15 protein-coding genes and 1 pseudogene are annotated in these 17620 nt (G+C 71.7%); 12 read left to right on the forward strand and 4 right to left on the reverse strand.

Going from position 1 to position 17620, the window contains the following annotated elements:
• Window positions 1–9: 9 nt before the first annotated feature.
• The 9 genes and pseudogenes from ABNF97_RS02125 to ABNF97_RS02165 all read left to right on the forward strand — a co-directional run bounded on the left by ABNF97_RS02125 (window position 10) and on the right by ABNF97_RS02165 (window position 9440).
• Window positions 10–1494, forward strand: coding sequence for an acetyl-CoA carboxylase biotin carboxylase subunit (locus ABNF97_RS02125; protein ID WP_130462826.1), 1485 nt, complete (start codon window positions 10–12; stop codon window positions 1492–1494).
• Window positions 1491–2384, forward strand: a complete 894-nt coding sequence (locus tag ABNF97_RS02130) for an SRPBCC family protein (RefSeq protein WP_349337465.1) — start codon at window positions 1491–1493, stop codon at window positions 2382–2384. Before ABNF97_RS02125 ends, ABNF97_RS02130 begins: the two co-directional genes overlap by 4 nt.
• Window positions 2377–2778, forward strand: a pseudogene (locus tag ABNF97_RS02135) (cupin domain-containing protein); the annotation flags it as partial. The gene ABNF97_RS02130 and the pseudogene ABNF97_RS02135, both read left to right, overlap by 8 nt.
• A gap of 92 nt (window positions 2779–2870) precedes the next feature.
• Window positions 2871–4142, forward strand: a complete 1272-nt coding sequence (locus tag ABNF97_RS02140; RefSeq protein WP_349337466.1) for a beta-ketoacyl-[acyl-carrier-protein] synthase family protein — start codon at window positions 2871–2873, stop codon at window positions 4140–4142.
• On the forward strand, window positions 4139–5398 hold the full coding sequence (locus tag ABNF97_RS02145; RefSeq protein WP_349337467.1) for a beta-ketoacyl synthase N-terminal-like domain-containing protein: 1260 nt from the start codon (window positions 4139–4141) through the stop codon (window positions 5396–5398). Before ABNF97_RS02140 ends, ABNF97_RS02145 begins: the two co-directional genes overlap by 4 nt.
• 29 nt (window positions 5399–5427) lie before the next feature.
• Window positions 5428–5742: an antibiotic biosynthesis monooxygenase gene (locus ABNF97_RS02150; protein ID WP_130462830.1), complete on the forward strand. Its 315-nt coding sequence runs from the start codon at window positions 5428–5430 to the stop codon at window positions 5740–5742.
• Between the two features lie 118 nt (window positions 5743–5860).
• A complete protein-coding gene (locus tag ABNF97_RS02155) occupies window positions 5861–7285 on the forward strand; it encodes a BNR repeat-containing protein (protein ID WP_349337468.1) in 1425 nt (474 codons plus the stop codon).
• A gap of 241 nt (window positions 7286–7526) precedes the next feature.
• The gene (locus ABNF97_RS02160; protein ID WP_130462832.1) at window positions 7527–8153 is read left to right on the forward strand and encodes a hypothetical protein; all 627 of its coding nucleotides are present in this window, start codon (window positions 7527–7529) and stop codon (window positions 8151–8153) included.
• Between the two features lie 195 nt (window positions 8154–8348).
• On the forward strand, window positions 8349–9440 hold the full coding sequence (locus ABNF97_RS02165; protein WP_349337469.1) for a GDSL-type esterase/lipase family protein: 1092 nt from the start codon (window positions 8349–8351) through the stop codon (window positions 9438–9440).
• A 136-nt stretch (window positions 9441–9576) separates the two neighbouring features.
• Here ABNF97_RS02165 and ABNF97_RS02170 read toward each other — a convergent pair whose 3' ends face one another.
• Complete coding sequence (locus ABNF97_RS02170) at window positions 9577–10182, reverse strand: TetR/AcrR family transcriptional regulator C-terminal ligand-binding domain-containing protein (RefSeq protein ID WP_130462833.1); 606 nt, start codon at window positions 10180–10182, stop codon at window positions 9577–9579.
• Between the two features lie 94 nt (window positions 10183–10276).
• On the opposite strand from ABNF97_RS02170, the gene ABNF97_RS02175 reads away from it, so the two are divergent.
• Window positions 10277–11440: a PQQ-dependent sugar dehydrogenase gene (locus tag ABNF97_RS02175; protein ID WP_349337470.1), complete on the forward strand. Its 1164-nt coding sequence runs from the start codon at window positions 10277–10279 to the stop codon at window positions 11438–11440.
• A gap of 105 nt (window positions 11441–11545) precedes the next feature.
• On the opposite strand, the gene ABNF97_RS02180 is transcribed toward ABNF97_RS02175, so the two are convergent.
• Complete coding sequence (locus tag ABNF97_RS02180; RefSeq protein WP_349337471.1) at window positions 11546–13225, reverse strand: glycoside hydrolase family 43 protein; 1680 nt, start codon at window positions 13223–13225, stop codon at window positions 11546–11548.
• 245 nt (window positions 13226–13470) lie between these two features.
• Here ABNF97_RS02180 and ABNF97_RS02185 point away from each other — a divergent pair, with 245 nt between their 5' ends.
• The gene (locus ABNF97_RS02185) at window positions 13471–14085 is read left to right on the forward strand and encodes a DUF4232 domain-containing protein (RefSeq protein WP_349337472.1); all 615 of its coding nucleotides are present in this window, start codon (window positions 13471–13473) and stop codon (window positions 14083–14085) included.
• Window positions 14086–14214: 129 nt separating this feature from the next.
• On the opposite strand, the gene ABNF97_RS02190 is transcribed toward ABNF97_RS02185, so the two are convergent.
• Window positions 14215–15633, reverse strand: coding sequence for a glycosyl hydrolase family 18 protein (locus ABNF97_RS02190; RefSeq protein WP_349337473.1), 1419 nt, complete (start codon window positions 15631–15633; stop codon window positions 14215–14217).
• A gap of 248 nt (window positions 15634–15881) precedes the next feature.
• A complete protein-coding gene (locus tag ABNF97_RS02195) occupies window positions 15882–16640 on the reverse strand; it encodes a zf-HC2 domain-containing protein (RefSeq protein WP_130462838.1) in 759 nt (252 codons plus the stop codon).
• Window positions 16641–16814: 174 nt separating this feature from the next.
• Here ABNF97_RS02195 and ABNF97_RS02200 point away from each other — a divergent pair, with 174 nt between their 5' ends.
• Window positions 16815–17396 (forward strand): sigma-70 family RNA polymerase sigma factor, encoded by a 582-nt coding sequence (locus ABNF97_RS02200; protein ID WP_130462839.1) that lies wholly within the window; start codon window positions 16815–16817, stop codon window positions 17394–17396.
• The last annotated feature ends 224 nt before the right edge of the window (window positions 17397–17620 follow it).

A 17620-nucleotide genomic window follows, 5' to 3' on the forward strand; every position in this document is an offset into this window, starting at 1 on the left:
GGTGCGGCGATGTTCGAGAAGATCCTGATCGCCAATCGAGGCGAGATCGCGCTCCGGGTGGCCCGGGCCTGTCGTGAACTGGGCGTCCGCACCGTGGCGGTGTACTCGGTCGCGGACCGGGACTCGGCCGTCGTCCGGCTGGCCGACGAGGCGGTCTGCATCGGCCCGCCGGAGGCCCGGCAGAGTTACCGCAACGCCGCCGCCATCGTCGAGGCTGCCCGCCGGACCGGCGCGCAGGCGGTGCACCCGGGGTACGGGTTCCTCTCCGAGGATGCCGACTTCGCCGAGATCTGTGCGGACAACGGGCTCGTCTTCATCGGACCGTCGCCGGAGGTGATGGTCGCCCTCGGCGACAAGGCGCGGGCCCGGGCGCTCATGCGGGAGGCCGGCCTCCCGCTGTCGCCGGGCAGCCTGGCGACCGTCGACACGGCGGCGAAGGCTCGGCAGACCGCGGACGGGATCGGCTATCCCGTGATCATCAAGTGTGCCGCCGGCGGCGGTGGACGCGGGATGACGGTTGTCCGGTCGGCCGACGATTTCGGCGCGGCGTACGAGCGGACCAGGATCGCCGCCCAGGCCGTCTTCGGCGACGACCGGGTCTACGTCGAGCGGTATCTCGTTCAGGCCCGGCACGTCGAGGTGCAGGTACTCTGCGACGGGTACGGCAACGCCGTCCACCTGGGCACCCGGGACTGCTCGGTGCAGCGGCGGCACCAGAAGCTGGTCGAGGAGGGCCCGGCGCCCGCGATCTCGGCCGGCACCCGCGACGCGCTCGCCGAGTCCGCCCTGCGCGGCGCGCTCCGGGCCGGCTACACCGGAGCCGGAACGTTCGAGTTCCTCGTCGACGAGGCCGAACGGTTCTCGTTCATGGAGGTCAACTGCCGGATCCAGGTCGAGCACCCGGTCACCGAGATGATCAGTGGGGTCGACCTGGTGCACGAGCAGTTGCACATCGCGGCCGGCGTGCCGCTGCGGCTGCGCCAGGAGGATGTCCGGATAACCGGCGTCGCGCTGGAGTGCCGGGTCAACGTCGAGGACCCCGGCCGGGGGTTTGCACCGACCCCCGGCCGGTTGGGCAGGTTCGTTCCGCCGAGCGGTCCGTTCACCCGGGTGGACACGCACGGCTACCCCGGCTACCTGGTCGGGCCGTACTACGACTCGCTGCTCGCCAAGGTGGTGGTCTGGGCGCCGGACCGGGATCTGGCGCTCGGCCGGATGGAGCGGGCGCTGCACGAGTTCGACGTCGACGGGCCCGGCATCCGCACCACCATCCCGTTCCTGCGCCGGGTGCTCGACGACGCGGGATTCCGCAAGGGGCGGTACTCGACCGGACTGGTCGAGCGGCTGCTGGACACCGCCGATTCGTCGGCTCGGGGCGGTCCTGCCGGTCCAGAGGCGTCCGTCGGTGCCTCGATCGGTGCCCCGGTCGGTGCTTCCGTCGGTGCGGGGATCGCTCCGCCCACTATCGCCAACCTTTCCAGGAGGACCAGATGAGTGTCAGGCACGAGGAACCGGCGTTGACCGGGTCGACCCAGCAGGAGCCGGCGTTGACCCAGCGCGAGCCGGGATCGTCGCCGGTGACGGCGGCGGAGATCACCACGATCCTGGTCCGGCACTGCGGGCTGGACCCGGCGGCCGCGGCCGCCGCGCCGAACGCCTCGCTGGAGGAACTCGGCATGGACTCGCTGGCACTGCTCGAACTACAGGCGGTGGTGGCGGACCGTTACCGGATCCAGCTTCCGGAGGAGGCCGGGCGGCTCAGTATCGCGGAGGTCGCCGAGGTGGTGGCGCACCAGTACGAGCCGTCGGTCGCCCCCGCCGCCGGTGCGGGCCGGCCGGGCCACACCGAGAACAGCGTCCGCATCGCGGCCCCGTTGCCACTCGTGTGGGACCTGACCAACGATGTCGCGGGTTGGACCGGGCTCTTCACCGAGTACCAGTCGGTGGAGATCATCGAGCGGCGCGGCGACACCGTGCGGTTCCGGCTGACCATGTATCCCGACGAGAACGGGGTCACCTGGAGCTGGGTCAGCGAACGTACCGCCGATCCGGTTCGCCGCGAGGTGCACGCCCACCGGGTCGAGACCGGGCCGTTCGAGTACATGCGGATCCACTGGCGCTACGCCGAGGTGGCGGGCGGGACCCGGATGACCTGGACGCAGGACTTCGAGATGCGCCCGACGGCACCGGTGACCACAGCCCAGATGACCGACCGGATCAACGCGAACAGCCGGATCCAGTTGGACATCATCCGGGACAGGATCGAGCGGATCGCCGCCGAGGTGGCGGCGACCGCGTCGACACCGGCCGCGTCGGCACCGGCCGCGTCGGCACCGGCCGCGTCGGCACCGGCCGCGTCGACCGCCGGGGTCGGCGATGAGTGAGCCGGGCCGCCGGTGGGTGGCCGCCCGCGACGTCGCCCCGGACCGCCGCCGGGGTGGCGAGATCCGGGTACTGCTCGGCCCCCGCACCGTGGGCAGCGGATCCGGCTTCCTGGGGGTGGCGAATCTGGCCCCCGGCGAGCGGATCGCCGAGCACTACCACCCGTACAGCGAGGAGTTCCTCTATGTCGCCCGGGGCGCGATCGTGGTGGACCTGGACGGCGAGCCGGTGCCGGTCGGCACCGGGGAGGCACTGTACGTGGCGGTGAACGTCCGGCACCGGCTCCGCAATGTGGCCGACGAACCCGCCGAGGTGGTCTTCCAACTCGGACCGCTGGCCCCGCGCCCGGAACTCGGGCACGTCGACACCGAACCGTCGGCCACCGAACCGGCGTCGGGCCGGCCGGAGAACGGCGTCCCGGTGGCGCGGTCGGATGGTGCCGACCAGCCGGCGGCGGGTGCGGTGGTCGGTGGGCCGGAGGCCGGACCGTGAGCCGGCGCCGTAGCGTGGTCACCGGGATCGGAGTGGTCGCGCCGGGCGGGGCGACCCGGGAGGAGTTCTGGGCCTCGATCACCGCCGGCCGCACGGCGACCCGCCGGATCAGCTTCTTCGACCCGTCGCCGTTCCGCTCCCAGGTGGCCGCCGAATGCGACTTCGATCCGGTCCGGGCCGGACTCGGGGTCGCCGAGCGACAGCGCGCAGACCGCTACGTCCAGTTCGCGCTGGCCGCGTCGATCGAGGCGCTGGCCGACAGCGGGGTGGAGCTGACCGACGCGACGCGGGAGCGCGCCGGAGTGGTGCTCGGCTCGGCGGTGGGCGGGACCATGCTGCTGGAACGGGAGTACGTGCAGGTCAGCGACTCCGGTGCGGACTGGTTGGTGGATCCGGACCGGGCCGGCCCGTTCCTCTACCAGGCCCTGATGCCGAGCAGTCTCGCCGCCGACGTCGCCTGCCGGCACGGGTTGCACGGCCCGGCCCAGGTGATCTCCACCGGCTGCACCTCCGGGATCGACGCGATCGGCTACGGGCAACAGTTGATCGAGGACGACGAGGCGGACCTGGTGCTGGCGGGCGCTTCGGACAGTCCGATCTCGCCGGTCACCGTCGCCTCGTTCGACGCGATCAAGGCGACCACGCCGGACAACGACGACCCGGCGCACGCCTCGCGGCCGTTCGACCGGGACCGGCACGGGTTCGTCCTCGCCGAGGGCGCCGCCGTGCTGGTGCTGGAGGAGGCCCAACACGCCCGGCGGCGCGGGGCCCGGGTCTACTGCGAGGCCGCTGGATACGCCAACCGGAGCAACGGCTACCACATGACCGGGCTGCGCCCGGACGGTGTCGAGATGGCACTCGCCATCGACGACGCGATGGCGCAGGCCCGGTGCGATCCGGCCGACGTGTCGTACGTCAGCGCGCACGGTTCGGGAACCCGGCAGAACGACCGGCACGAGACGGCCGCCTTCAAACGGGCGCTCGGTGCGGCGGCGTACCAGGTGCCGATCAGTTCGATCAAGTCGATGGTCGGGCACTCGCTCGGTGCGATCGGCGCGATCGAGATGGCGGCCTGCGCGCTGGCCATCGAGCACGGGGTGGTGCCGCCGACGGCCAACTGGGCGAACCGGGACGAGGAGTGCGACCTGGACTACACGCCGAACACCGCCCGGGAGGTACCGGTGCGGGTGGCTCTCTCCGTCGGCAGCGGCTTCGGCGGGTTCCAGTCGGCGATGGTCTTCACCCGCTTCACCGGGCCGGCCCGGTGAGCGGCAGCAGCCCGGTGACGGCCGGGGCGCGGCGTCGGGCGGTGATCACCGGGATCGGCGTGGTGGCGCCGAGCGGCATCGGCGCGGACGCGCACTGGAAATGTGTGGTGGCCGGGCAGAACCGGATCGGCCCGATCACCCTTTTCGACCCGGAACGCTATCCGAGCCGGCTCGCCGGCGAGGTGGCCGGCTTCGACGCGCTGCACTACGCCGACAACCGACAGTTGGTGCAGACCGACCGGTGGACGCACCTCGGGTTCGCGGCGGCCCGGCTCGCGCTCGCCGACGCCGGGCTGCCGGAGACGGCCGACGATCCGTACCGGTACGCGGTGACCCTGGCCAGTGCCTCCGGCGGCAACCTCTTCGGACAGCGGGAACTGCAACGGCTCTGGCGTGGCCCGGCCCGCACCGTCGGGGCGTACCAGTCGATCGCCTGGTTCTACGCGGCGAGCGTCGGCCAGCTCTCGATCCGGCACCAGTTCAAGGGCCCGTGCGGGGTGCTGGCCGCCGAGTCCGCGGGTGGGCTGGACAGCCTGGCGCACGCGGTACGGATGGTCCGCCGGGGCACCCCGGTGGTGTTGGCCGGTGGCACCGAGTGTCCGCTGAGCCCGTATGCGCTGACCTGCCAGATGCGCAGCGGACTGCTGAGCACCTGTCCCGAGCCGGCGCTGGCGTACCGGCCGTTCGACGTGACGGCCAGCGGTTACGTGCCGGGGGAGGGCGGGGCGGTCTTCGTGGTGGAGGACCTGGCGCACGCCCGGGCCCGGGGGGTGTCCGGCTATGCCGAGGTGGCCGGCTGGGGGGCCAGCCACGACGCCCGGCACACCGGCCGGCGCGCCGCCGGAGACCCGGTGCAGTACGCCCGGGCGATGCGGCTCGCTCTCGACCGGGCCGGGGTGGCGCCGGCCGAGGTCGACGTCGTCTTCCCGGACGCGCTGGGGGTGCTGCGCTACGACCGGAGTGAGGCCGAGGCGCTGCGGACGGTGTTCGGGACGCGGCCACCGCCGGTGACCACCCAGAAGCCGTTGATCGGCCGGGCGCACCAGGGCGGGTCGGCGCTGGACGTGGCGACCGCGCTGCTCGGCATCCGGCACCGGACGCTGCCGCCGATGGCCGGGTTGGACCGTCCGGCGCCCGGCTGCGAGCTGGACTTCGTCCGGGAGTCCGGGCCGCGGCGGGTCGACGTGGCGCTGGTCGGTGCGCGCGGGTTCGACGGTTTCAACAGCGCCGTGGTGGTCCGGCGCGGACCGGCGTAGGCCGGGGGAGAACGGAGAGGACGACCGGGATGTCGAAGGCCAGGGTGCTGTTCCTGATCCGGGTGCCGCGCGAGCGGACCGAGGATTTCCTGAAGGCGTACGAGCAGATCCGTTACCAGGTGGCCGAAGGCGTGCCGGGGCACCTGGTGGACCAGGTCTGCGAGGCGTCGAGCGATTCCGAGCAGTGGCTGATCACCAGTGAGTGGGCGTCGCTCGCCGACTTCGAGGCGTGGGAGCGCAGCCCCGGGCACCGCGAGTTGGCCGCCCCGCTGCGGGCCTGCATCACCGAGGCCAGGTCGATCCGGTTCGTGGTCCGGGAGGAGACCACGGCTCGTCGATCCTGACCCGCCGGGCATCCCGTCCGGGTGGGCCGGTCCGACGGGTTCCAGATTGATGGATGTAGATGTAAATTGAATCCATTCATCTGGAGCGCCCGGTGGCGCCCGGCGCGAGGGAGAAGCCATGCCCGCCCCGTCGTACCGTCGGGCCGCGTCGGCGGCCTCACTCGTCCTCGGGGTCGCCGTAGCGGCGTTGGTCCCGCCGGGTCCGGCGGCCGCGGCCGCCCCGGGTGTGACCCGGCTCGGTGACACCCAGCTCGACCCCGCCGCGCTCTACTTCGTCTCCTACGACGGACTGGTCAACAACAACTCGTACGGCGACGGCATCGTCAGCCACGCCGGCTACCAGTACGCCGCCTGGTACACCTCGACCCGGCACGCCGTGCTCGCCCGCCGGCAACTGCCGTCCGGGGCGTGGCAGACCCTGTCGTTGCCGCACCGGTTGACCAGCAACGACTCGCACAACTCCATCGCGCTCGGCATCTCGCCCGGCGACGGCCGGCTGCACGTGGCGATGGACACCCACGACAGCGAGATCTACTACGTCAGGTCCGAAGCCGGGCTGGTCTCCGCGCCGGGCTCGCGGAGCTGGCTGGCGAGCCGGTTCGGCGCGGTGCAGCGCAGCCTGGACGGAGTCGGGCTCGGCGCGATGACGTACCCGCAGTTCCGGGTCGCGCCCGGCAACCGCCTCCAGCTGAGTTACCGGACCGGGCGGTCCGGCAACGGCACCAACGAACTCGCCGAGTACGACGGCTCCACCTGGCGCCGGCTCGGCCGCTGGTCGTCGGCGACCGGGTCGTACAGCGCGAACGGCGCCACCAGCACCACCCGGAACATGTACCTGCACGGGCTCACCTACGGCCCGGGTGGCCGGCTGCACGCGTCGTTCACCTGGCGGGAGGGGAACTCCGCCGTCACCTGCAACAGCGGCGGCCTGACCAACCACGACACCGGGTACGTCCACAGCGACGACCAGGGTCGGACCTGGCGCAACAACGTCGGGACCATCGTCGGCACCACCAACTCGGGCAACCTGGTGTCGATCTCCAGCCCGGGCCTGGTGGTCGACCCGTTGCCGCCGAACTACGGGCTGATCAACCAGGAGAGCCAGGACGTCGACTCGACCGGCAACCCGCATGTGATCATCAGCTACGTACCGGGCCGGTTCACCTCGTGCGTCACCTCGTACGCCTCGGCGCGTCGGGCCAACGGTCGGGCCTTCCACATGTTCCGCAACTCGTCCGGGGTCTGGCGCAAGATCGAGATCCCGGTGCCCCTCAACGCCACCGGTCGGTCCCAGATCGTCCTCGACGCGGCCGACAACGCCTACGTCGTGCTGCCGTACGGGCGGATCGTCACCGCCAGCCGGGCCAGCGGCTACACCGACTGGACCGTACGCTTCGACGGCGCCGGGCTGAACGCCTTCGGCGAGGTGATCGTGGACCGGATGCGGGTGGAGAGCGACGGCGTGCTGTCGATCCTCTACCAGCGCGGCTCCAGCGGCACCACACCGTCCCCGATCCGGGTGGCGGACTTCCGGCTCGGCTGATCCCGAACGAGAACGATCGCATTTATCAGATCAAGGACATAGCAGCGGCGCCGGTCGGTGAACGTGAAATTCTTGCGGCGGCATCGGGCGGTCGGCGATCTCCGGCCTCTCTCCATATCGCACAGGGAGCCGTCCAGGAATGTCGGAAGAGCCGCTGTCCCCTCCGCGAATCCCACCGCCTCCACCACAGCCTACGGCAGACAGACCGCCGTTCAGGGACGCACCGAGCACCAAGGAACGGGTGGCGGCGTGGCAAAAATCGTACGAGGAATGCCTCAGGAAGGGCACTGCCCGGCTGGAGCTGATTCGGGCTGGCAAGCCCGGACGCCAGGCGGAAGGCCGTTTCCACGAATACTGCACGACGATTGAGGAGCACGACGACTCGCCAACCAAGCGTACCCTGCACAGCCGCTGGTCGGGCGGGGTCGTGCAGCCGAGCCACGGATACAAGAACACGCCGCTGCCGGCCCAGGGCACCATACTGTCGTGGCAGAACAAGGGAGCGCAGGGCGAGCCGCTGACCAACGCCGACATCTACTACTGCCAGTACCGGCTGCAACACCAACGGGACGGTGCTGACGGCGGGCTCCCGGGCCTGCGGATCCTGATGCGGCAGCAGGCCAGCAGTGAATCCCTGACCAGCAGTCTCGACTATGTCCGTTGGCAGCGAAACACCTATGAGGAACTGGTGGGCACCTTCCCGGAAGACAGCCCGTACTTCTCGCTGATTCTCGGCTCCGAGAACGGCACCGCCGCCTGTTATCTGGTCCTCTGCTACGGCAAGGAACTGGGGATCAGCGGGATCAGTTCGATCGAGCGCAAGGAGAGCCGGGACCTCATCTTCACGTTCCGGGACCGGGTCGGCTGAGGGTCGGCTGCGGGCCGGGTCGGCTGCGGGCCGGCTGCGGGCAGCCGGGGCGAGAGGGCGCGATGCCCGCTCGCCCGTTCGGCGCATGTGGCGGCGCGTTCGCCGCTCAGGTCCGCACCCGCGGGTTGGGAGGCGGGGACGGGACATTCGATAGTTTCGATTGAAGGCCATGAATGTCTCGGAAGGTGGGTGGCTATGTCCACGACCATGCGCCGCTGCGCCGGCGTCCTGCTGGCGGTCGTCCTGGCGACCGCGGCTATCCTGCTGCACACCGGCCACCGGGTGGAGGCGGCGGCCGGGGTCCGGGTGCTTCCGCTCGGCGACTCGATCACCGACGGCTTCAACGTGCCGGGCGGATACCGGATCGACCTGTGGCAGAAGGTGGTTGCCGGCGGCTACACGATCGACTTCGTGGGTTCCCAGGCCAACGGCCCGGCGAGTCTCGGCGACCGTGACCACGAAGGCCACTCCGGCTGGCGGATCGACCAGATCGACGCGAACATCGTCAACTGGCTCAACACGTACCAGCCGCGCACGATCCTGCTGCACATCGGCACCAACGACATCTTCCAGAACCGCGACCTGCCCAACGCCCCGAACCGGCTGGCCGCGCTGATCGACCGGATCACCACCACCGCGCCCGAGGCGAAGCTCTTCGTCGCCACGATCGTCCCGGCCGGGTCCGCGAGCACCGACGCCCAGGTGCGCAGCTTCAACGCGGCCATCCCGCAGATCGTGGCGAGCCGGGCGAACGCCGGTCGGCAGGTGTACCTGGTCAACATGTACGCGGCGCTGACCACCGCAGACCTGGCCGACGGCGTGCACCCGAACGCGACCGGCTACAGCAAGATGGCCACCACCTGGTACAACGCCCTGCTGGCGGTGCCCGGCAGCCTCACCGACGGCGGCGTCACCCCGACGCCCACCGCCACCCCCAGCGCTCCGCCGACCGGCGGTCCCACCACCCCGCCCACCACGCCGCCCACCACGCCACCCGCCGGTTGTACCGCGACGGTGTCGCTGAACTCCTGGACCGGCGGCTTCGTCGCGACCGTACGGGTCACCGCCGGCTCGGCCGGCACCAACGGTTGGACGGTGAGTGCCACCCTGCCGTCCGGCACCACGATCACCAATGCCTGGAACGCCCAGCGCAGCGGCAGTACCGGCGCTGTCCAGTTCACCAACGTGAGCTACAACGGACGGATCGCCGCCGGGCAGTCGACGGAGTTCGGCTTCCAGGGCACCGGTAGCGGCGCGGGTCTCACGCCGAGCTGCGTCGCCAGCTGACCTGCCGACCGCTGCGCGGGGCATCGCGTACCGGCTCCGGACGCGCCCGGCCGACCTCGCCGAGCGCGTCCGGAGCGCGCCTCGGGGGGCGGGCCGGTCGCCACGGTCCGGACGGGGACGGTCGCGCTCGTCGCCGTCACGCGCCCCGCGGTGCCGCCCCGTAGAGCGCGTGGTCGACCAGGCGCGCGACGATCGACTCGTCGAACGGCACCCTGAGCACGAGCAGGCGGTGGTAGCAGGCACCCCAGAGCTGGTCGACGATGACGTCGAGGTCCGCGTCGGCGCGCAACTGGCCCTGTCGCTGGGCGGCCCGCAGGCGTACCCGGGCGAGTTCGCGACGGGGCTGCGCGTAGCTTTCGGACCACGCCTGGGCGAGCGCGGGATCCAGTTGGGCCGCCCCGACGAGCTCCGAGACGGGCTTCTCCGCGCCTTCGTCCTTCAGCAGGCGTACGAACGCGCTCAGCTGTGTGATCAGGTCAGCGCGGAGGTCGCCGGTGTCCGGGAAGTCCAGCATGCTCCGGCTCTGCGCGAAGTACGCCTCGGCGGCGAGCGCGCCCGGTGACGGCCACCACTTGTAGAGCGTCATCTTGCTAGAACCGGCCTCGGTGGCCACGCGGTCGAACGTCACCGCTCGCATGCCGTCTCGCAACAGGATGCGCCCCGCCGCGGCGAGCACGGCGGCGCGCACCTCGGCAGCCGGCCGGCGGCCGCGTCCCCGTCGGGTGGCAGGGCTCTCGGGCATTCCACGATCCCTTCTTGTGGACTCCTTGTACATTTCTGTGCGACGGCAGTAGTGTACAGGTTGTCCATATCTTGCCGCTTACTGGAGGTAGATCATGGTGGATAGCCCAGGCGGACCCCTTCCGGCTCGACCTTCCCGGTGGCGTGCGGCGGTCGTCGCCGCGTCGCTCGCCGGAGCGCTCGGCGGCTGCGCGGACCCGGCCGGCGAGTCGGGGGCAGGTCCACTCCGGCCGGCACAGTCGACCGCCATCCCGGGCGCCGGAACCGCCACCCTCGGCGAGCCGGTCAAGCTGACGACGGGCCTGGAGGCGCCGTGGGGACTCACCTTCCTGCCGGACAGGTCGGCGCTGGTCTCCGAGCGCATCAGCGGGGAGATCGTCCGGATCCCCGCCCGCGGCGGCGATCCGCAGACGGTCGGGGTCGTGCCCGGCGTGCGGACGAGCGCGGAAGGCGGACTGCTCGGCATCGTCGCCTCCCCCGGGTTCGCGACCGATCGTACGGTCTTCGCATCGGTCTCCGGAGCGGACCAGAACCGGATCGTGGCGCTCACCATCGCCGACGACTACGGTTCCCTCGCGGTCGACCGGGTGCTGCTCGACGGCATCCAGACCGCCGACCGCCACCACGGCGGCCGCATCGTCGTCGGACCGGACGGACACCTCTGGATCGGCACCGGCGACGCCTTCGAGCCGGAGAACGCCGCCGCCGACGGATCACTCAACGGCAAGATCCTGCGTATCGCGGTCGACGGTTCCGTTCCCCGGGACAATCCGGGACAGTCGCCGATCTACTCCAGCGGCCACCGCAACGTCCAGGGGATCGCTTTCGGACCTGACGGCACGCCCTACGCCTCCGAGCTCGGGCACCGCACCTGGGACGAGGTGAACGTCCTCCGCGCGGGCGCCGACTACGGCTGGCCGGAGACCGAGGGCATCGCGGGATCGACGGGCGAGCCTCCGATCGCCACGCTCCACCCCGACGACGCGAGTCCGTCGGGCGTCGCGTACGCCGAGGGGTCGCTCTGGATCGGCGCGCTCGGCGGCCAGCGGCTCTGGCAGCTCCCCGTCGAGGGCGGGGCCGCGACGGCCGATCCGATCGCCCACCTGACCGGTGACTACGGCCGGATCCGGACCGTGGAGGTCGCTCCCGACGGGGCACTGTGGCTGCTCACGTCGAACACCGACCGCGCGACCTGGGGCGGCACCGAACCACGGGCGGGCGACGACCGCATCCTCCGGGTCGAGGTGACCGGGCGATGAGCCCGCCGTGACCGGGCCGGTGGAACAACGGGGCCACGGGCACCGGTTCCCGGTACCCGTGGCCATCGGACGAGGGCCGCCCGGGCGCCCCGGGGGTCGGCCGGATCAGCCAGGCTCGACAGTCCGGTACGTCGCCGCGTCGAAGTCGGCGTACGCCCCTTCGGCGCCCAGGTCCTGCACCCAGAGCCCGACGAAGGCGCCGGTGAAACCCCACGCCTCCGGCTCGCCGTCGCCGGTGCTCCGCGACGTGTACTCGTCGGAGAGGATGGTCGCGTCGAGGTCGACCGGAAACTCGTGCCACCCGTCGGCCGACGGCGCAGCACCCTCCGATGTGGAGTCGACCGAGTAGCCGAACCTGACCAGTGGGCCGTCGAGGCGGACCCGCAGGCGTACCCGGTCCACCCCGGCGACGTCGACCCGGCAGCCGGGGTGCTCGACCAGCCGACCGCTGTCGCAGGTGAGCACGTCCAGCACCCGCCGGCCGTCGTCGTCCGCCGTCATGTGCAGGTAGTGCCAGTTGCCGGTGTTGTAGTACGCCGTGATGCCGGCGAGCTGCCGGAAGGTGCGCGGCCGGAACTCCATGGTGGTGTCGAGGACGCAGTGTGTGGCGGTCACCCGGCGGGCGACCAGGCTCGGCCGCTGCCGGCCCACCGGGGACTGCCCGCCGTAGACCCGCAGGTGCGATCGCCGGGCGTCGAGCCGTACCCAGTCGTGGGTGGCCGGGCGGCGCAGGGTCGACCAGTCCGGTCCGAGTACCGGATCGTCGAAGTCGTCGTGTGCGGCGTACCCCTGCCGGTGGTCCCCGGTCGTCCCCGCCGGGGGTCGTCCGGCGCTCGGGGCAGCGGGCGGTGCGGGCACCGTCTCGGCCGGAACGCCGCCGTCGATCCGTGGCCAACCCGCCTCGTCCCAGGTCACCGCCTGGATCGCGGTCTCCCGGCCGAGCACGCACCGGCCCAGCGGGGAGTACGGCCGGGCCGCCAGGTGGGCCATGAACCACTGCCCGTCCGGCGTGCAGACCAGGCTGCCGTGCCCGGCCTTCTGCAGCGCGAGGTCGGGGCGGCCGGCGGAGGTGAGCATCGGCCCGCCCGGCGCCACCTCGTAGGGACCGGTCAACGCCCGTGACCGGGCGACGGTGACCTGATGCGGCCAGCTGGTGCCGCCCTCGGCGGTGATCAGGTAGTACCAGCCGTCCCTGCGGTAGACCCGCGGCGCCTCGGTCAGCCCCGCGGCGGTCCCCTCGAAGATCGTCCGCTCCTCGCCGACGAGCCGGCCGGCCGCCCGGTCGTACCGCTGGAGTTGAATGCCGGCGAACCGGTTCCGCCCGGGGCGCCAGTCCGCGGCCATGGTGAGCAGCCAGCTACTGCCGTCCTCGTCGTGGAACATCGACGGATCGAAGCCACGCGCGTGCAACGCCACCGGGTCGGACCACGGCCCGGCGAGGTCGGTGGCGGTGGTCAGGTAGTTCTGTGAGTCCCAGTAGCCGCCGGCGAAGCTCGACACGTCGGTGAAGACGAGATAGAACACGCCGGCCCGGTAACTCAGGTCGGGGGCCCAGACCCCGGCCGAGTCGCCGGCACCGCCGAGGTCGAGCAGCCGGCGCTCGGTGAGGATCCCGCCGAGCGGGCGCCAGTGCACCAGGTCGGTGGAGTGGTGCAGGCGTACCCCGGGATACCACTCGAAGGTCGAGGTGGCGATGTAGTAGTCGGTACCGACCCGCAGGATGCAGGGATCCGGATGGAAACCGGGCAGCACCGGATTGCGGATCAGGCCCTGTTCGTGGGGCACGGCTTCCGGCTCCGTTCTCGCGGATGTCATGTCGTCCCTTCCCCCGGAGTCCCCGTCCGGCGTCAACCAACCGCCATCATGCCCATCGAGATCCAGATTCGGGATCCCGCCGGCGATACGCGAGCCGCCGGCGGTGACGTTCCCGGCCGGCCGGGGGGTCGGTACTGATATCGTGCCTGCTCGCGGCGGGTCCGTACCGCCGACAGGCCGGTGGCGTGCTCGACGGGACTGAAGGGGATGATCATATGACCCGCGTCCTCGGCGCCAGCACGGGCATGCCCCGCCGCGGCGAGTCTCGGCCGCCGTTCCCGCTCGGGTGGACCCGCCGGCTCGGCACCCTGCTCGGGGCGGCCGTGCTTCTCGTCGGGTGCGGTACCCCGAACCGGCCGCCGATCCCGGAGCCGACCCTGACCGGCGATCCGTCCCCGACCGCCGCCGAGTGTCCCGACGGCTTCCTGATCACCGCCGGCGAGGTGGAAGCCGCGCTCGGCCTGCGGGCGCTCGGGATCGAGCTGCGAAACTGCGGCGCGGCACCTTACCGGCTCGACGGCTATCCGGTGGTGCGGGTGCTGGACCAGGAGCGGCGGGCGCTCGACGTCACGGTCGGCAACGGGTCGGCGCCGGTGAGCAGCCCGGACAGCTACGACGTGCCACCGCGCCCGGTGGTGCTGGACCCGGGCGAGTCGGCGCGGGCCCGGGTGCTCTGGCGGAACACCGTCACCGAGTCGACCGAGCAAGCGACGAACGCGAGCTACCTGGAGATCGCTCCCGGGCCTGAGGCGCCGGCCCAACTCGTCGCGCCGCGTGGCGGGATCGACCTGGGCACCACCGGCCGGCTGGCGGTCAACGTCTGGCGGTGAAGATAGGGTTTCGGCTCAAGGCGGCAGGACGTCCATGTGTCCTTGCAACGGCTGACGGTCGAACGTCGGCGACCGTACGCAGCCGCCGGCCCGGCCGCTCGGGGCGACCGGGCCGGACGCGGGCCGGGATCAGGCCGGAAGCCGCCAGACCTGGTTGGCGCCGCCGAAGCAGTCCCAGATCTGAAGCCGGGTGCCGTCCGCCGAGCTGTTGTCGGTGGCGTCCAGGCACCGGTTCGAGGCCGGGTTGCGCAGGGTGCCGTTGGCCTGCGCCTGCCAGGCCTGCGCGCCGGTGCCGTTGCAGTCGTAGAGCTGCACCTTGGCTCCGTTGCCGGTCGCGGCGGCGGTGACGTCGGCGCACTTGCCGAGCGCCCGCAGGGTGCCGTCGGTGCCGACCGTCCAGCGTTGGGCGTCGGTGCCGTTGCAGGTGTAGAGCTGGATCGCCGTGCCGTTCGCGGTGGAGGCCGCCGCGACGTCGACGCATTTGCCACCGATGCCGGTGATCTGGCCGGTCCGGCCGCCCGGTGGCGTGCCGCCGCCCAGCACCGTGTCGTAGATGGCACTGACCAGCGATGTCGTGTTGTTGGTGTCCTGGGACAGCTCCCAGTTCATCATCCCGCCGGCGTTGGCCATCGCCCACTGGGTCTTGCGCTTCACCGTCGGGATGCCGTTGTAGCACTGCTGTGCCCCGCCGGCCGTGGTGCAGTCCCGGTTGGCGTTGGCCGGGTCCATCGCGACCAGCGCGGAGTAGGTGTAGTAGCCGGGCCGGCTGTAGAAGGGTACGCCGAGCACCGCCTTTGCGGCCGGCAGCCCGCGCGACTTCCAGCCGTTCACGGCGTTGACCGACCAGTCGTAGTTGGCGTGCGGGCTGCCGCCGTCGTACGCCATGATGTTCAGCCAGTCGACGTAGCCGAAGACGGCCGGCTGCACCCCGGTGACGGTACCGCCCTCGGAGACGACGGCGGCGGTGAGCAGCTTCCCCCGGCTGCGCAGCGCTTCGCTGAGCTGCCGCATGAGTGCCGTGAAGTTGTTCGCCGAGGTGCCGGGGTCCGGGTACTCCCAGTCCATGTCGACACCGTCCAGGTTGTACTGCGACACGAAGCCGAGCACGCTGTTCACGAACGTGGTGCGGCTGGAGGCGTTGCCGGCGAGCGCCTCGAACGCCGAGTCGTCCCCGTTGTTCCAGCCGCCGATCGCGATGGACACCTTGACGTTGCTGCTGTGCGCCCGTGACACCAGCGAGGAGAGCTTGCCCGGGTTCTCCACGGCCCGCAGCGTCCCGTTCGGGTTCGGCAGTACGAAGGCGTAGTTGATGTGGGTCAGCTTGGTGTACTGGACGGCGTTGACGTCACCGGCCCAGCTCGGCAGGTAGCCGACGCTCTTGAAGTTGTTGGGCAGGACCACGGCCTCGGCGGGGGAGAGCGGCGCGAGTGCGACGGCGGTGCCGGTCGCGGCGGTGGCGATCGCGAGCGCTGCGGTGCACCACCTGGACCGGACGCCGGAGCGGCGTCCCGGCGGGTTGTCCGGGTTGGCGCTCAGGATGCGTGACATCGACGTTCCCTTCTGTCGCAGGCACCTCAGCGGCTCGATCCGACCCGGTGGGGGTGGAGCCGCGGCGGCACGGCGGCGAGGGGCCGGCGCGGTACCGGTGAAGCGGGATCGGATAGACGTCGTTGAGTTGCTGAGATTAGGAAAGTTAACTAATAATGTCAATGCGTCGGCCGGGTCCATTGCCCGTTCCGGCGAGCCGGTTGTTTCGGCGCGGCCGCAGGCCAGTGCACGGCCTGGGCAGGGGGCGGTCAGGCCGCCCGGTGGTGGGTGCGGGCCCGCGCCGTATTGGGGCGGACCAGCCGGAGGCGCGGCGGCGCCGGCTCCGGCTCCTCGTCGAACCTCGCCCGCCAGCCCGGCCGGGTTCGCCCGCCGTACCGGGGCGGCGGCTCGCCCGAGTCGATGGTCGGACGGGACAGACCGAGGATGATCAGATAGCCGGCGAGGATCAGCCCGTGACTGAGGATCCGGCTGGGGTCGACCCGGCCGGCGATCGCATCGTTGACGGAGAGCAGGGTCAGGACGGCGACGAACGCGGTCAGCGTGGGCACCAACCCCACCGGCCGGGTACGGCGAAGCGCGATCCAGGCGAAACCGGCGCCGAGCGCGACGTTCCAGGCGGCCGACTCGTGCCACAGGTGGTCGGGCCCGCCGCCGAACACCGCCTGGAAGCCGTGCCGGTGCCCGGCGTCGCCGATGCCGGCGATCTGCGCCGCGCCGAGCAGGAACTGGGCGACCCCGACCACGCCGAGCGCGACCCGGAGCGCTCCGGCCAGCCGGGCTACCGGGCGAGCCGGCCCGGGCGCGGCGGCGAGGATCCGATCGTCGATCTCCAGCGGCGGCCCGACGACACTGGTCCGGGCCAGCCTGTTCAGTGCCGTCGCGCTCTCCAGCCAACTCCGGCACCGGGCACAGCCGGCGAGATGACGGTCCAGCCCGGCCCGCTCGGCCGGGTGCTCCTCGCCGTCCAGCCGGGCCGACAGGGCTTCTCGATACTCTTCGCACCCCACACACCCATAGTCGGCTCTGACCGGCCGACGGTTCCCTCCGGGGTAAGCATTCTGCCGCTGACCGGCGCGACCGGGCCGGGTCGACCCTTCCGGATCTCCATGATCAACGCGCAAGGCGATCAGATGCCGACCGGGGGTATCGGCGGCGACTGTCGTTGCCGGTAGCTTTGGGGCATGCGTCCCTCCGGCGTCGACAGCGACGAGATCACCAGGCTGGCGTTGGCTGCCAAGGCCGGCGACCGCTCGGCCGCGGCGGCATTCATCCAGGCGACCCAGCACGATGTGCGGCGGTTCGTCTCCCACCTGGTGGGTGCCGGTGAGGAGGAGGACCTGGCCCAGGAGACCTACCTGAGGGCGATGCGCGCGCTGCCCCGCTTCGCGGCCAGGTCGTCTGCGAGGACGTGGCTGCTCTCGATCGCCCGGCGGGCCTGCGCCGACCACATCCGGACGGCGATGCGTCGTCCCCGGATCGCGTCACTGCCGGACTGGCAACTCGCCGCCGACGCCGCGCTGGCCCGGGGGAGCACCGGCTTCGAGGGTGCCGTGGAACTCAACCGGCTGCTGGCGGACCTGCCGCCGGACCGGCGGGAGGCGTTCGTCGCCACCCAGATCGCCGGGCTCAGCTATGCCGAGGCGGCCGAGGTCTGTGACTGCCCGGTCGGCACCATCCGGTCCCGGGTGGCCCGGGCCCGGGAGGAGTTGGTCGCGGCGATGCTGGCGGACGGCTCGGGCCGCCGGCTCCGCTCGACGAGCTGACCCGCCCGCGCCGTTCCCCGGCGGCCACCCGAGGTAGCCGCCGTAGCCGTGCAGATTCATCGCGAACCTGATGTTCCGGTGCGCCCCCGTCCGGGTTGGCGGTGGCCGTCCACCATTGTCTCGCAGAACGTGAACCTCTTGACGGGTCGTCGAGGCGAGTGACTGTCTCGATTGGGCATTGTCGAGAATCTACCCAAACGATCGCTCAGGATGAGCTGTTTCAT

This window comes from Plantactinospora sp. B6F1, assembly GCF_040120695.1.
GTDB lineage: Bacteria > Actinomycetota > Actinomycetes > Mycobacteriales > Micromonosporaceae > Plantactinospora.

Excerpts from the sequence above, each read along its gene's own strand:
- ABNF97_RS02175 (WP_349337470.1), top strand. The coding sequence starts at position 10,277 with ATGGTGGATAGCCCAGGCGGACCCCTTCCGGCTCGACCTTCCCGGTGG.
- ABNF97_RS02170 (WP_130462833.1), bottom strand. The coding sequence starts at position 10,182 with ATGCCCGAGAGCCCTGCCACCCGACGGGGACGCGGCCGCCGGCCGGCT.
- ABNF97_RS02155 (WP_349337468.1), top strand. The coding sequence starts at position 5,861 with ATGCCCGCCCCGTCGTACCGTCGGGCCGCGTCGGCGGCCTCACTCGTC.
- ABNF97_RS02150 (WP_130462830.1), top strand. The coding sequence starts at position 5,428 with ATGTCGAAGGCCAGGGTGCTGTTCCTGATCCGGGTGCCGCGCGAGCGG.
- ABNF97_RS02200 (WP_130462839.1), top strand. The coding sequence starts at position 16,815 with ATGCGTCCCTCCGGCGTCGACAGCGACGAGATCACCAGGCTGGCGTTG.
- ABNF97_RS02190 (WP_349337473.1), bottom strand. The coding sequence starts at position 15,633 with ATGTCACGCATCCTGAGCGCCAACCCGGACAACCCGCCGGGACGCCGC.
- ABNF97_RS02130 (WP_349337465.1), top strand. The coding sequence starts at position 1,491 with ATGAGTGTCAGGCACGAGGAACCGGCGTTGACCGGGTCGACCCAGCAG.
- ABNF97_RS02165 (WP_349337469.1), top strand. The coding sequence starts at position 8,349 with ATGTCCACGACCATGCGCCGCTGCGCCGGCGTCCTGCTGGCGGTCGTC.
- ABNF97_RS02125 (WP_130462826.1), top strand. The coding sequence starts at position 10 with ATGTTCGAGAAGATCCTGATCGCCAATCGAGGCGAGATCGCGCTCCGG.
- ABNF97_RS02185 (WP_349337472.1), top strand. The coding sequence starts at position 13,471 with ATGACCCGCGTCCTCGGCGCCAGCACGGGCATGCCCCGCCGCGGCGAG.